A 14,368-nucleotide genomic window follows, 5' to 3' on the forward strand; every position below is an offset into this window, starting at 1 on the left:
AGCACGATCGCTGTCGTTCGGGAGCTTCGTAGAGAACTCTGAGGATTCTGGCATAGATGGAATCAGTATTGGTTGCGTCAAGTGCTCACCTTGAAGTTCATTTAGGGAGGCCATGTGACGCCAAACCTATTGATATTTAACATGTCTCGTTCATTGCAGTGCTAGGAGATGGTAGGAAAGTGGAATGACCTCAACCCCGGATAATCCGAATCCGAGCAGAGCCGAAGCAGAAGTAGTCGAACTGGTCAGTTCTCTCATCCGCTTCGACACCTCGAACACGGGAGAACTCGAAACCACCAAGGGGGAGCGTGCGTGCGCGGAGTGGGTTGCCGCGCAGCTTCAAGAAGTCGGTTACGAGACGGAATACGTCGAGTCCGGAGCACCCGGCCGAGGAAATGTCTTTGCTCGTTTGAAGGGAGCTGAGTCGGGTCGTGGTGCGTTGATGCTTCACGGTCACCTCGACGTAGTTCCGGCCGAGCCCGCCGACTGGAGCGTCCATCCCTTTGCCGGCACCGTCCAGGACGGTTACGTCTGGGGGCGCGGCGCCGTGGACATGAAGGACATGGTCGGGATGATCCTGGCCCTGGCCAGACAGTTCAAGGCGGAAGGCGTCGTACCGCCGCGTGATCTGGTGTTCGCTTTCGTGGCGGACGAGGAAGCGGGCGGAAAGTACGGATGCCAGTGGCTGGTCGAGCACCGCCCGGATCTGTTCGAGGGAGTGACCGAGGCCGTGGGTGAGGTGGGCGGTTTCTCGCTGACGGTTCCGCGGCCTGACGGAACCGACCGCCGGCTCTACCTCGTGGGGACTGCGGAAAAGGGCCTCGGTTGGATGCGTCTGACTGCCAAGGGACGCGCCGGACACGGCTCCTACCTGCACGACGACAACGCGGTCGCGACACTCGCCGGCGCGGTCTCGAGGCTTGCTGCTCATCAGTTCCCGATCGTGATCTCGGATTCGGTCGCGGAGTTCCTGACCGCCGTCGGCGAGGAGACCGGATTGGACTTCGATCCGGGATCACCCGACATCGACGGGACTCTCGCGAAGTTGGGGACGATCGCCAACATCATCGGGGCGACGTTCCGTGACACGGCGAACCCGACGATGCTCAAGGCCGGATACAAGGCGAACGTCATTCCGCAGACTGCCGAGGCGGTCTTCGACTGCCGCGTGCTGCCGGGACGGCAGGCCGAATTCGAGCGCACGGTGGACCAACTGATCGGTCCCGACGTGACCCGCGAGTGGATCACCAAGCTGGATTCGTACGAAACAACGTTCGACGGCCACCTCGTAGACGCCATGAACGAGGCGATCCTCGCCCACGATCCGGAGGCTCGCACAGTTCCGTACATGCTCTCCGGCGGAACCGACGCGAAGGCATTCGCGAAACTGGGCATTCGCTGCTTCGGCTTCGCACCTTTGCAGTTGCCGCCCGAGCTGGATTTCAGCGCGCTGTTCCACGGCGTCGACGAGCGAGTTCCGGTGGACGCACTACTGTTCGGGACACGTGTTCTGGAACATTTCCTGCTCAATTCCTGACGAGCACGTAGATAGATCCGTGAGCTCGACGCACATCGAGCTCTCTTGTCGCAGAAAGGATTCGCATGGCGCACGATCCGTACGAACCATGCGTTGAGAGGGAGTTTTAAGTCTGCCACGTCGACAAGCTGGGCGGTCGCGCATCCGTCGATTTCCGACTAGTTCAATGGTCCGACGGTTGAGCGGTTTTGTTTGGACGTATGGACGATGAGGGGTGTGAGGTAAACGACGAATCTAGAGACCTGACGTGACAACCTCGCTTCCAACTCAAGGTGGACTTCTCATGAACCAGCGATGTATTGCTCTGGCGGCGTTTGTGCTGGCCGGGCCGGCACTCGCGGCGTGCAGTGGATCAGGGGGGAACAAAGGGCCACGGGACTTCGCCGTCGATGGCGCTTTCTCCGTGGCTGTCGACTCTGACCCCGGGGATCCCAATCCGCTCGTGAGCAGGACATCACCGATCCGGTCGTAATGAAGGACGGAACGGTATCCATCCCAGAGGGCCGGGCAGGTGTCGAACTAATCCTGCTGCTCTCACCGAAGCCACCATCCACACTGCGGAGTTGATGGCTCCACCAGGTGGTAGGAATCGTCCTTCGCCAGAGTGCTTCTCTCACGGCCGCCGGTCCGCTCAACGGTCTTGCGAAGCCAGATGGCGGTGTGAACAACTCAGTTGAGTGAAAGATGAGAATTGATGACAACGCAACCGTGCTACGACGTCATCGTCGTCGGTGCAGGCTCCTCCGGCGCTGCGCTGGGAGCCCGTCTGGCCGAACGGGGACAGAAGGCCCTGTTACTCGAAGCAGGTAGGAACTACTCTTCATCCGAGCTCCCAGAAGAATGGAGATCACCCAATCCTGCGGCAGCAATTGTGGGTGCAAACGTCGCGGACTTCCTTTGGGCGGACCACCTGGCCAGTCGCACCGCATCCCAAGAACCCAGCCTCTATTGGCGGGGTAAGGGGGTGGGTGGAAGCTCAACTATCAACGGGCAGATAGCAATTAGGCCTCCGGTCGAGGATTTTGACGAATGGGTCAGGCTGGGTTGTTCGGGATGGTCGTCGACGGAAGTGATGGCGTCTTTCGTCGCTCTCGAGTCGGATTCCGAATTCGGTGACGACGACTATCACGGGCGGACAGGGCCGATCCCGATCTATCGGGCTCCGGCATCGGCGTGGGGTTCAGTGGACAACGCGCTCCGTGAAGTCGCGGTCGACTCGGGCTACGGGTGGGCGCCGGATGTCAACGCGCCGGGCGCAACTGGGGTTTCTCCCTATCCGATCAATTCCCGTGATCACCGCCGAATCTCCTGCAACGATGCTTATCTGGAGCCGCTTCGCCAGAACTCCCTGCTCACCATCTGTGGCGGCAGTTTGGTGGACAAAATCCTCTTCGAGGGCACTCGGGCGATTGGTGTGCAACTGGACAACGGTCGCACCTACCGCGGGGATCGAATCGTGCTCAGTGCCGGGGCCACTGCATCGCCCTCGATTCTGATGCGATCGGGTATCGGACCTGCCGTCGACCTTGAGGAACTCGGTATCGATGTCCGCGTCGACTTGCCGGTCGGCCGGTCCCTTCAAGATCATCCGATGGCTCTTATCGGTCTGCCCCTGACTGCCGCTGCGTCTGCAGGTCCTAATGACAGGCACAGCAACTGCTGTGTGCGTTACTCGAGCGGCCTGGTCGCCGACGGAAACGACATGATGATGGTCTCCTTGAACCAAAACGCACTCGCGATGGCATCGGCCGATGTCAGGGCGGGAGCGGGCGCCGTGGGCGTTTTCGTGAACAGGACCTACTCCCGTGGCCGCTTGCAGCTCCAGAGTAGTGACCCGACTCGACAACCGCGGGTGGAGCTGAACATGCTCTCGGACGACCGAGATTTAGAGCGCTTGCTCACTGCGATACGGTCTCTCGGTGAAATGGTGGAACACGACACCTTCCGAAAGATAACCGACGGCGACCTGTGGCGGGTCAATCGCGCTCTGCGTGTTGCCCTTGACGGACCTGAGAGCGGCCTGCGCAGCTATCTGCGAGACCATGCCGTCGATACCCAACACGCCAGCAGCACATGTCCTATGGGAAATCCGGATGATGAAGGCACAGTTGTCGATCCAGAATGCAGAGTTCTGGGTTTGCAAGGGTTGCACGTCGTGGATGCATCCATTTTCCCTTTCGTACCGCGAGCTAACACACATCTGACATGCGTCATGGCGGGCGAGCACATGGCCAACAAGCTGAGCTGACTTCACATCCCGCGACCTTAGGAACTCTCCCATGAAGTATCTGCATAACGTGATCGACGGTAAGGCGGCTGAGCCGTTGGACTCCACAGTCTTTGACGTCGTCAATCCCTTTACCGAACACGTGATCGCACGTATGCCGGCTGGTTCGGCGGCCGATGCTGACGCCGTAGTCAAGTCGGCGCGATATGCGCAGGAAGCTTGGGCCGCAGTCGATCTCGAAGAACGACTTCAGTATCTGAGCCGCACAGCGGATGTCATCGACGGACACATCCGCGAGCTCGCGGAACTCGAGAGCGACGAGATGGGTAAGCCGATCCCTATCGCCGAACAGTTCGTCACCAGCGGAATCAGTGCACTGCGATCGAGCGTGGAGCAGGCCAGAAAGTACCCATTCGTTGCCGATGTCACTGCCTTCGGTGAACCTGATCGAACCATCGTTACACGGCGACCACTGGGCGTCGTGGCTCTCATCATCCCGTGGAACTTCTCCGTGACATCAATTCTCGCGAGCATCGGCCCGCTCCTCGCAGCCGGCAATACGGTCGTGATCAAACCGTCGGAGAAAGCACCCTTGTCTGCAGCGAGACTTGTCGAATTGTTTGATGTACCTCCGGGGACAGTCAACCTTCTCCACGGAGATGCGCGAGCAGGTCGACCGTTGGTCGAGCACGAGGCGGTCGCATTGGTGCATTTCACAGGATCAGTCGAAGCAGGCAGATCGGTTGGCGTCGCGGCTGCCAAGCGGCTACAACGATCGATCCTGGAGTTGGGTGGAAACGACCCAGTGATCGTCGACAGCGACATAGACGTCGTGGCCACTGCAAAAGCAGTGGCGATGTCTACGTTCATCAACAGCGGACAGATCTGCACCTCGTCCGAACGTATCTACGTTCACAGGGCAATTGCAAAGGACTTCATCGACGCTCTCGTCGCCGAAACCGAGGCTTTCGCGATGATCGACGAACCAACGGGATACGGGCTAGGGCCACTGGTGGACAACGCCCAGCGAGAAATCGTCCACACTCATGTGCTCGATGCGGTAGCGCATGGAGCGAAGGTGTTGGCGGGTGGGCAGTTACCGGACAGGCCGGGGTACTTCTACCCAGCGACAGTCCTTACCGACGCCACTTCGGACATGCGCATCATGAACGAAGAAACATTCGGGCCTGTTGCCCCCATTACCGTTGTTGATTCGTTCGAGGAAGCCATCACCCTCGCGAACGGAACAGGTTTCGGGTTGGCGTGCACGGTGTACTCGAAAAGCCAGGAAAACGTGGCGCTCTGTGCCCGGATCAACGCTGCCATAGTCTGGATCAATGAATGGCAGAGCGGGGGAGTTGGCATGACCTGCGAGCCTTGGGGGCTCAGTGGTGTTGGTGCTACAGGAGGCTTGGCATCATTTGACGCGGCAACACGTCCTTGTTCGATGATCTATGCATCGGTTACTGCGCCGACAGTGATATCCGATAACTAAGCGTGGTCAAGTCGAGACCTCGGTTAGCTGCGGAAGATTGCGCCGCGAGCCGATGTTCTCGGTGTGCTCGCTTCATTCGTTCACCGTGAGCGTTTCGTAACCGTGGGTCTAGAAGCAGCACCGTGGGTCTAGAAGCAACACCGTGGGTCTAGAAGCAGAAAGAACCAGTGTGAACCGTCCCGGGCTGGATTCCGCTTCGTTTCTTGCCAGGGATGCAGTTCATGCTCAAGCGCTACTCGGCCGAGCAGCGTGAGCGAGCGGCGAAGATGGTCCTTCGACCACCTACGGGTACCGGTCGCTCTACGCTGCCGGTCAGACCACCGGGCCGAAGACTCGGTATCGGCCCGGAATCGCTCCGGAGTTGGCCAAGCCGGCCCCCAGAGCGACACCATGTAGCTGCCCGGAACCACATCCGATGAGCAGCAGCGTATCAAGGTCCTACCGCGAGAGACACGAGATTTCGAGGAAGCCAACGAAATCCTAAAGGCTGCAACTTTTTTCGCGAGGGAAATTGACTCTCCACCATTGATCTGCCCGTTCATCGATCAGATGCGTGCACGGAAGTACAAGGTCGAGTCGATCTGCCGAGTGCTCACCGCACCGGGAATGCAGGTCGCCCCGTGCAAAAACCTGAACTGGAGAACCGCTCCGCTGTCGGAGCGGGTCGTGACCAGTACGCACCTGACAGGCGCACTACTGCACACCGTCGACACAGCGGAAGGGCTCTACGGGCGGCGCAAGATGACCGCCCATCTGCGACGCAGTGGTCACCAGGTCGCATCTTGCACCCTCGATTGACTCATGTTCGTCGAGGGCCTGTCCGGACCCGGACCGATCGGAACTCTACCGCCCAGGCGCCGAACCATCAGTGGGCTACCGACGTCTCCTACTGTCGTACCTGGGCGAGATTTGTGTACGTTGCGTTCGTGATCTACTGCTTCTCCCGAGTGATCGTCGACTGCCATACGTAGCCCGATAATTACAGGCATACGTAGCCCGTTTAAGACACGACAAACGGCCACGACCGAGCTGAATATGGCGTTATGGCGCCGGAACTTCAGCGGACATGCCGTGGCCGACGGGTTGATTCATCACAGCGATGCAGGCAGTCAATGCACATCAATTGTCGCCGCGATCGGCAGTACTGGAGACGCGCGCGACAACGCGTTGGCGGAGCCGGCGATCGGCGTATTCAGTCCGCGGCCTCCTCCACGCGAAGTCCGTTCCTGACGTGCCGATCATGTCAATCGACGACATCGAGTTTGTCACGATGGGGTGGGTCAACTGGTTCAATACTCGCCCGGTTGCACAGCATCCTCGGAAAGCGGCAAAAACCCGGTACGGCTCAGTGCTCAGTCGACCGTACCCGTACAGCCAAGTTTTTTTGACCTGCTTGAGGCTGGACGCCTGATGGCTGTCAGGACAGACGGAAAGAACTTTCCGAGGAACGGAGTGCGCACCGTGTGCCCGTCGATGGGATTGCTTCAGGTCCCGAACATCTGCTCGCGTGCGTAGAAAGTCCCTGGAGATCGAGCTGCTGCTCTAAAGCCTTCACAATTGACGATCCATGATTCGAGACTGTCGATTCCTCAAACGATTTCGGCCCGTGTTATCGACGGATCGTGGTGGATGGTGATGGTGCGGTCCCGAGCGCGCCATCCATGCGTTGTATCAGTTTTGCAGGAATAAGCGCTCGTTGTCGGAAGGCCCGGTCTGCCAGAATGAGAATCTCAGTGCGGCGAATCAAGTTGCGAACGCAGGAAAGTTGCCAGCTGATCGGCTGACTTGTCGTCGACGTTCGTGAGAACCACCAGGGTCGTGCTTGTAGTCGGATCGTGCCCTGCAAACGACTGAAATCCAGGTAGCTCGCCATTATGGCCCCACATCCCATCGAAGTCCGCGATCCCAAGGCCATAGCGGACGTTGTCGATAACGGGCACAGATCGCAGGCGTTCACGCTGGAGACTTGCAGTCAGCAGATCGCCCCGCACTAACGCGCCCACGAATACACTCAGATCGTCAGCTGTCGACACGGCGTTGCCAGCGGTCCACGCCCACGACGGATTCACGTCAGTTGCATCGATAAACTCGTCGTTGTGCCGATGGTATCCACGCAGGTCGGCGCTACCCAGCTTCGTTGCCTTATCGGTTAGCGGGGGGAGCGCAGTGCTGTTCATTCCCAGAGGACCAAAGATGGTCGTCTGCGCGATATCTGCGATGTCGGTGCCTGTGAGATGCTCGATCAATAATCCGAGAATTATGTAATTGGTGTTGCAGTATTCGAAGGCCGTGCCAGCCGCGAAATGCTGTTCACTCTCAAAGGCAACTTCGAGTAGCCCTTCAGGGGTCCACACTCGAGATGGCGCTGCCAGTAGAGCGTCGACGAATTCGTCGGAAGTGTAATCGGGAAGACCAGATGTCATGTTGAGGAGCTGTTTCACCGTGACCGCTGGATCTATCGAAAGCTCGGGGAGAATCGAGTGGACTGTGTCGTCGAGATGAAAGCCGCCGGCCTCGACAAGCTGAAGGGCGATCGTAGCCACGATCATCTTGGTCACGCTGCCGACCCGCATTATGCTGTCGTTGGTCATCGGCGTACTTGTTTCGATATCAGCGACGCCGAATGACTGCGTCCACGAACCTAGTTCAGGCGTGCTGAGGTGTACCACGGCGCCAGGGATCGATAGTCTTCGGCGTTCGGCGTCGAGGGCAGAAGCAAGAACATCAAACCCAAGAGATGTCGTGCTCTCGGATTGTGCGTAATTTTCCCCTGCTACGAGTTTCATGTCTGTTCCCTAGGTTCGTAATGGATCGCGTCTGGCCGATATTGCGTCAATTGAGGTTGCTGGCATCCAACGCCTCCCGACCGCGCACATGCAGACCGTGAATTCACCCGTGCAATGGAGCTGGATGACGAGCACTGCCCATACGATGCCGAGATTCAGATTGGCTTGCATTGGCCATAATGCCAAAGAATGTGATGCTGCATTGGGCGATTGACCGATGGGGGGCGATCGAATCTATTTCTATGATTGGAGTATTCAACCCAGGGCGCAGCTAAATCGCAGCTGTCAGTGGGCATCACCGAAGGAGACGGATCATTTTGCGTGACGAGACTACCGCCAGCGAACGAGCGGAACATCGCGCCGGCATCATCGGACCGCCAGATGCACTTTTGCAGCTCCCACGGTTTGCCGGTCCCTCGACATTTGCCCGTTTGCCGCGCCTGGATGAAGTTGGCCGTGCCGACATCGCATTGCTGGGCATCCCGTTCGACACAGGGACCACCTATCGTCCCGGTGCACGCTTCGGTCCCGAGTCAATCAGGGCCGGTTCAAAACTGTTGCGGCCCTATCATGTTGGACTCGATATCGAGCCATGGACTGAACTGCAAGTGGCAGATGCGGGCGATGTCGGCGTCACCCCGTTCGACATAGCGGAGGCCATTAACCAAATTGAAAGCGCAGCGCGGGGCTTGTACGACAAGGCCGATAACATCATTGCGCTCGGCGGTGACCACACCATTGCGTTGCCCCTGCTGCGCGCCGCCCACGCGCACCACGGCCCGATCGCGCTGATTCACTTCGATGCTCACTTTGACACCTGGGACAGCATGTTCGGAGCCCAAATTGTGCACGGCACGCCATTTCGGCGGGCATCAGAGGAAGGCCTCCTCGCCCTCGGGCATTGCGCCCACATCGGCATTCGAAACTCACTTCCCGCTGCCAGTGACTTAGAAGACGATCGGCGCCTGGGTTTTTCGACGGTAACAACATTGGAAATCGCTCGCCGTGGTATCGACGAAGCCATTGGGCGGGTCCGCGAAAGGGTCGCTGACTTGCCCGTGTACGTCAGTATCGACATCGATGTTCTCGACCCCGCATGCGCTCCCGCAACGGGAACTCCGGAACCGGGTGGCCTGACTACTCGCGAGCTTCAGCTGCTCCTGCACGGGCTTGCAGGATTGCCGATTATCGGAGCAGATGTCGTCGAGGTTTCGCCCGCCTACGACCACGCGCAACTTACTGCGTTGGCAGCTGCCGGAGCGATTTTCGATCTACTGGCTCTCTTCGCGAAAAAGCGGTGAGAACGCCACGGTCGAATGTGCTGAGTGGTCGGACTGACTGCCCAGCAATATATTTCGCTCCCATGCTCTGTTCTGGATAGGCCCTCAGAGGCACTGTCAAGTTGTTGAGATCGCCTGATCTGGGATGGTGTGGTGGTGTCGTCGACGTACAAGGGCTACCGATTCCCGCGCCAGATCATTTCCCACTGCGTATGGCTGCATCGCCGGTTCACTCTCTCGTTCCGAGATCGAGTTGCTCGTGGCCGCCCGTGGAATAGCGGTGTCGTACGAGACAGTCCGCTCCTGGTGTGCCGGTTCGGGCCCGAGTTCGTCCGCCGGCTGCGGGGGAGCACCCCGACCTGGCGGCAAGTGGCACGTCGACGAAGTGTTCGTCAAGATCAGTGGAGTCCGAAAGTACTTGTGGCGGGCAGTCGATCAGCACGGCAACGTCCTCGACATATTGATCCAGGACAAGCGGGACGGCAAGGCTGGGGCCTTGTTTCTTCAGGAAACTACTGGAGAAACAAGGCCACCCGCCGCGGGTGCTGGTCACCGACAACTTCCCAGTTGCCAGGTCGCGCACCGGAAGACGATGTCAACAACTGAGCACCGGCAAACAAGTACTTGAATAATCGGTGCGAGAACTTCCGTCAATCGACCCGGCCACGTGAACGCGCGATGAAAGGATTCCGCTCCGTCGGTTCAGCGCAGAGGTTTCTGTCCTCGTTCAGTCGGACTTCCCCGCACTTCTGCCCGCCGAGGCGCCGTATGACTGCCACCGATCACCGCACCGAAATCGCCGCTCGATTTCAGGTGTGGGATCAGCTCACCGAACAGGCCCTCACTGCCTGAACACCGCTCGGCGTGGTGGCGTCCTGCCGAAAACAGTTGCACACCAAACAACTTGACAACGTCCTTGGGGGGGCGGTGTATCGAGGCCGCGGAGAGTGAGCAGATCGTGGTGGCGGACCGCAAGACTGCGAGTGAGCGGTGGCCGGGTCTGGCTTCCGGGGCCTGGTGGTTCGGGGTGGAGAGTTTCCTGTCGATTCCGTTGCCTGCGCTCGAGACACTCGACGCTCCCCTCTGTAGGCGGACGAACGTGATGGCTGTCGCGGCCAGCTCTGACGGCGCAGGGGGCCGGGGTTACGGGGTTACAAGGCCTGTGGATACGGGGCGGCCCACGCCTTCCTGAAGCGGTGGTTGCCGAGACGCTCACACACTGTGACGGTCCTTGCGAGTGCCCGAGCAGTAGCGGGTACGGGCTTTGGACGGCGGAAAGTGCGAGAAGTGTGACCGGCTCGGCAATCACCTTTTCCGGTGCGCAGCGTGAACGCACACCGCGTCGAGGTCCTTCGCACAGCGCAAGTGCACACCGCAGAGTTTCGTCCGAACACAATGTCTACGAGTTATTTTCGACAGAGCGCTCGAGTCCGGCGACGATGCGGGCGATGGTGGACTTGCCCGACCCTGACTCGCCGACCAACCCCAGGGATTCCCCGTGGCCGATGGTGAAGGAGACGACGTCCACGGCGGTGATCGCCGGTTGGCGCCTTCCGATGTGGAAGGACTTGCGGAGATTGGTGGCGATCAGGGGGCGGCGGCGGGCGGATTGCTCATCGTGTCGGTTCCTTCGGTCGATGATGAAGATCCGTGGAGGTGGCCAGTTTTATGTGAGGTGTCCAGGACTCCCTTTCCGTTCTGCATTGCCCGATCCAGTCGGACAGGGCTCTCCGTCGCTCGCTCCGTCGCATGATCGGATCCGCGGCGCGCCCTACCCATGCGATGTGCCCATCAGGGCGGATGAGTATCTCGTGTACGGCTTCGTATTCGGGGTGCCGTTCGAAATCTGTGAGGACTGGGGTCGTGACGTGGTCGGCCCACTCGTCGGACTGAGCTCCTGTGAAGTCCAGTAGCAGAAATCTTCCGCTGTGCATCAGATCGGCCACTCGGGTGACGGACCCATCGGGGGTGCTAAGCGCTAAGTCGATTACTCGTCGCCCGACCAGAGGGTCGCCTGCGGGGTCGATGTAAGTGGTACTCAGGCCGGAGATCTCTCCTGCGAGTTGATGATTGATCTCACGACTATTGAGCATTCGATCAAATAGGGAGCGTAGTGCGGCGAGGGGAGGTGCATATTGAGGTATCAAGGCCAATTCGAGAAGTAGGGTCTGCACTTGGGTGTTGTCGGTCAACATTTGGCCGACCTGACGGCGCTCGTGCTGATACGTGTCAAGAAGGCCTGTTGGTGCCCATCCATGGATTTCGGCGGCTAGTTTCCATCCGAGGTTGAAAGCATCCTGGAGTCCGGCATTCAGGCCTTGTCCTGCGGCGGGGAAATGAATGTGCGCCGCGTCTCCAGCCAGGAACACCCGCCCGGACCGGTATTGCCCTGCGAGACGGGTTGCGTTTCCAAAGCGTGAGAGCCAATGTGCGTCCGCGACCCCGCAATCGTTCCCGCACAAAGAAATCAATGCTTGGCGGACTTCTTCGACAGTCACGGGTTCGGATGACGAGACGCGCATTCGGTCTGGCGCCGATAGGACGAACCGAGTCAAACCGTTTTCGAGCGGTACGACCAAAACCCCGTGGCTACGCGCATGCGCGATGGAGTTCGAATCGACTGATGCAAAGTCGCCGAGGATGCCGGTGAACGTCTCGTCTGTGCCATCAAATGTGATTGATGCGCTCTTGCGCACGACACTACGACTACCGTCGCATCCCACGACGTATCGGGCATGGACACTTGTCTGGGCGCGGTCCGCGAAAACCACCTCCATGCTCTCGCGACCGTCGTGCAGCCGTGTCACTTCGCGGTCGCGATGGACTGGTACGCCCAACTGAGACACACGCTCCGACAGTAGCGTTTCCGTTTCGGATTGAGGGATTGAAAGCGTATACGGGTGGCGTGAGCTGAACTCGGAGAAGTCCAGCCGGGTGTCCAATCCGGCGAAATGCCAGCTGGGAAAAGTAGTTCGGTTGTCGAGGAAGCGATCCGCGTATCCGCGAAGGTCCATGATTTCGATGCTGCGAGGGTGCAGGGTCAAGGCGCGTGATTGTTTTTGCGGTTCTCTCCGGCGCTCATAGACCTCTACGTCCACCCCAGCCAAGGCGAGCTCGCTCGCGAGCATCAGTCCTGTAGGTCCGGCTCCGATGACGGCGACATCAAGCATCTATCTACCTCCAATTAGTGAACACCGTTCACGTGAACGATGTTCACTATAATGAGTCCTCATGAAGAAACAGTCAATGGCCAACACTGCAAACCGTGGGCGGACCCCTCGTCTCTCCGCCGCGGCAACGGTCGATGCTGCGCTGCGTCTCCTGGATGAACACGGACTCGACGGGTTGACGATGCGTCGTGTCGCGCACGCGATGGACGCGCAAGTGGGCGCGCTCTACCGATACTTCCCGACGAAGCAGTCGCTTCTCGCGGCGATGGCGGAGCGGATGCTGGAGGGGTGCGTGGATCCTGTTCCGCGAGGGGAGTGGCCAGAGAAGGTGCAAGAGCTTGCGCGACGTATGCGTATCGGTCTACTCGCGCACCGCGACGGGGCGCGAGTCTATGCAGGCACCCATGCAATTGGGCCGAATACGCTCGGATATGCCGATATGTTCATCGGGATACTGATCGAGGCCGGCTTTAGTGAAAGTGATTCGGCCGATGCAGCCATGATGATTATCCGATTCACTACCGGGCATACATTGGAAGAGCAAGCTGTGCTCGATGGGCCGGATCCAACGCCGCTGGAAACGGCGATTGAGGAAGGCGACTTTCCTCACCTATCTACCGTACTCACTTTTCTCACGACGCCGGACTCGACCGGGCAGTTTGAGTTCGGGCTAGGTGTCGCCGTCGCTGGCCTGCGGGTGGCAGGGGAAACGGCCATGTCGAGGCGGTTCGGGCAGTGCGCGAGCGGGAAGTGAAGGACAAGCGGGGACGGCGACGAGTCCGCGAGCTGAACCAGCAGGCCGAGTCCGTGACCACCGTCCGCCGAGAGTTCCCGCGCAGCACGTTGCTCGCTCGCAAGACTCCACCGAAAATGGTAGCGGCGTGTGTCGCGGCCACCCTCGCCCGCGACCCCGGACTGATGTCGGAGTACAAGGCAGCGGAATCGCTCGGTGAGCTGCTTGGATTCATGGGCTACTACCCCGCTATGTGTCAAGCCAAGTGAGACAGTGACGTTCAAACGTGAAGGTGCACTTCGCCCGAATGCATCTCGTATAGATGGCCCTTTCCAAGACAATTGGCATTCAGGCACGTCGTAACTGTCCCGCGATTGCGAGATCTGTCCGGAATCGGGCCTAAGGTTTGAGCTAAGTACTATCGGGGTTCGATATCGATATCCGAAGGGGGGTGATGAAAGAACTTCAGCGGGCCGCTGTGCGGCTTCACATCCTTCCTCACGCTGCGCAGGAATCGATTTACGGGGGCTGAATGTCGGAAGAGCTCGCGCATCACGGCTACAAGATCAGCCCGGTACCTTGTATCCGGCATTGCGCCGTCTCGAAGTCAGCGGACTTCTCGAATCCGAATTTTGTTTTCTCCGAAGGTCGTTCGCGTCGTGTGTACCCGCCACCCCGGCTGGTGAGGTAGCGCTGGTCGAGGGCCGTGTGTCTTTGGCGGAATTGGCACGTGAAGTGCTCGGCTCGTCGTGGCCTGAGAACTGATCTCACCGAACAGGTTTCGTGGTCCTCTGGCATGCGGCGTAGATGAGCGTACCGGTCGTGAGTACGCCGATGCCGATGGTGAGGGATGCGGTCGGCAAGAATGCTGCCAGCGCGACGCATCCGATTCCGCCGAGCGCCGGTGCTACACGAGTGCGAGCGGCGGGGGCGGGGCGGGGCAACGTCTATGCGGACGCATTGGCGATTAGGTAGTACGCCAGTACGGCGAATCTCGGCGGAGGATCAGCTCGTGGCTATCGGCGGCGCCGAAGTTGATCAGACTCCGCCCGTGGGACGGTCCGACCTCGTGTTTACGCCTAATCCGGCACCGTCATGGATGGCTCTTCCTCCGTGGTTTAGAAGAGTCATCCGCGCGCC

General features: G+C 59.4%; 11 protein-coding genes and 2 pseudogenes. 10 read left to right on the forward strand and 3 right to left on the reverse strand.

Going from position 1 to position 14,368, the window contains the following annotated elements:
* The first annotated feature begins 184 nt into the window (after positions 1-184).
* The 4 genes from ABIE52_RS02705 to ABIE52_RS02720 all read left to right on the forward strand — a co-directional run bounded on the left by ABIE52_RS02705 (position 185) and on the right by ABIE52_RS02720 (position 6,057).
* Positions 185-1,537: a M20/M25/M40 family metallo-hydrolase gene (locus tag ABIE52_RS02705; RefSeq protein WP_192713483.1), complete on the forward strand. Its 1,353-nt coding sequence runs from the start codon at positions 185-187 to the stop codon at positions 1,535-1,537.
* Between the two features lie 694 nt (positions 1,538-2,231).
* A complete protein-coding gene (locus tag ABIE52_RS02710) occupies positions 2,232-3,785 on the forward strand; it encodes a GMC family oxidoreductase (protein ID WP_192713484.1) in 1,554 nt (517 codons plus the stop codon).
* A gap of 31 nt (positions 3,786-3,816) precedes the next feature.
* Entirely contained in the window at positions 3,817-5,259 is a 1,443-nt protein-coding gene (locus ABIE52_RS02715; protein WP_192713485.1) for an aldehyde dehydrogenase family protein, read from the forward strand.
* A 666-nt stretch (positions 5,260-5,925) separates the two neighbouring features.
* Positions 5,926-6,057, forward strand: coding sequence for a hypothetical protein (locus ABIE52_RS02720; RefSeq protein ID WP_354541424.1), 132 nt, complete (start codon positions 5,926-5,928; stop codon positions 6,055-6,057).
* 932 nt (positions 6,058-6,989) lie between these two features.
* Here ABIE52_RS02720 and ABIE52_RS02725 read toward each other — a convergent pair.
* Positions 6,990-8,045: a serine hydrolase domain-containing protein gene (locus tag ABIE52_RS02725; protein WP_192713486.1), complete on the reverse strand. Its 1,056-nt coding sequence runs from the start codon at positions 8,043-8,045 to the stop codon at positions 6,990-6,992.
* 317 nt (positions 8,046-8,362) lie between these two features.
* Between ABIE52_RS02725 and speB the strand changes: the two genes are divergently transcribed.
* A complete protein-coding gene (gene speB / locus ABIE52_RS02730; protein WP_354541425.1) occupies positions 8,363-9,346 on the forward strand; it encodes an agmatinase in 984 nt (327 codons plus the stop codon).
* A 129-nt stretch (positions 9,347-9,475) separates the two neighbouring features.
* A pseudogene (locus ABIE52_RS02735) lies at positions 9,476-10,177 on the forward strand (IS6 family transposase).
* Between the two features lie 547 nt (positions 10,178-10,724).
* On the opposite strand, the gene ABIE52_RS02740 reads toward ABIE52_RS02735, so the two are convergent.
* Both ABIE52_RS02740 and ABIE52_RS02745 read right to left on the reverse strand, forming a co-directional pair.
* Positions 10,725-10,853: an ATP-binding cassette domain-containing protein gene (locus tag ABIE52_RS02740; protein WP_354541427.1), complete on the reverse strand. Its 129-nt coding sequence runs from the start codon at positions 10,851-10,853 to the stop codon at positions 10,725-10,727.
* An 85-nt stretch (positions 10,854-10,938) separates the two neighbouring features.
* Entirely contained in the window at positions 10,939-12,495 is a 1,557-nt protein-coding gene (locus tag ABIE52_RS02745) for an FAD-dependent monooxygenase (RefSeq protein ID WP_192713487.1), read from the reverse strand.
* A gap of 61 nt (positions 12,496-12,556) precedes the next feature.
* Here ABIE52_RS02745 and ABIE52_RS02750 point away from each other — a divergent pair, with 61 nt between their 5' ends.
* From ABIE52_RS02750 to ABIE52_RS02760, 4 genes and pseudogenes are all read left to right on the forward strand, one after another.
* Positions 12,557-13,249, forward strand: coding sequence for a TetR/AcrR family transcriptional regulator (locus ABIE52_RS02750; protein ID WP_192713488.1), 693 nt, complete (start codon positions 12,557-12,559; stop codon positions 13,247-13,249).
* Positions 13,231-13,497: a hypothetical protein gene (locus tag ABIE52_RS02755; protein WP_315874042.1), complete on the forward strand. Its 267-nt coding sequence runs from the start codon at positions 13,231-13,233 to the stop codon at positions 13,495-13,497. Before ABIE52_RS02750 ends, ABIE52_RS02755 begins: the two co-directional genes overlap by 19 nt.
* Before the next feature lie 185 nt (positions 13,498-13,682).
* Positions 13,683-13,993: pseudogene (locus tag ABIE52_RS34000) on the forward strand (PadR family transcriptional regulator).
* A gap of 57 nt (positions 13,994-14,050) precedes the next feature.
* On the forward strand, positions 14,051-14,203 hold the full coding sequence (locus tag ABIE52_RS02760; protein WP_192713489.1) for a hypothetical protein: 153 nt from the start codon (positions 14,051-14,053) through the stop codon (positions 14,201-14,203).
* Positions 14,204-14,368 lie beyond the last annotated feature (165 nt).

Origin of the sequence: Rhodococcus sp. OAS809 (assembly GCF_040546695.1) — a bacterium.
Taxonomy (GTDB): Bacteria; Actinomycetota; Actinomycetes; order Mycobacteriales; family Mycobacteriaceae; genus Rhodococcus_F; species Rhodococcus_F qingshengii.

What these genes read in the sequence shown, in the direction of transcription:
- ABIE52_RS02715 (WP_192713485.1), top strand. Translation starts at nt 3,817, where the DNA reads ATGAAGTATCTGCATAACGTGATCGACGGTAAGGCGGCTGAGCCGTTG.
- ABIE52_RS02750 (WP_192713488.1), top strand. Translation starts at nt 12,557, where the DNA reads ATGAAGAAACAGTCAATGGCCAACACTGCAAACCGTGGGCGGACCCCT.
- ABIE52_RS02745 (WP_192713487.1), bottom strand. Translation starts at nt 12,495, where the DNA reads ATGCTTGATGTCGCCGTCATCGGAGCCGGACCTACAGGACTGATGCTC.
- ABIE52_RS02710 (WP_192713484.1), top strand. Translation starts at nt 2,232, where the DNA reads ATGACAACGCAACCGTGCTACGACGTCATCGTCGTCGGTGCAGGCTCC.
- ABIE52_RS02705 (WP_192713483.1), top strand. Translation starts at nt 185, where the DNA reads ATGACCTCAACCCCGGATAATCCGAATCCGAGCAGAGCCGAAGCAGAA.
- ABIE52_RS02725 (WP_192713486.1), bottom strand. Translation starts at nt 8,045, where the DNA reads ATGAAACTCGTAGCAGGGGAAAATTACGCACAATCCGAGAGCACGACA.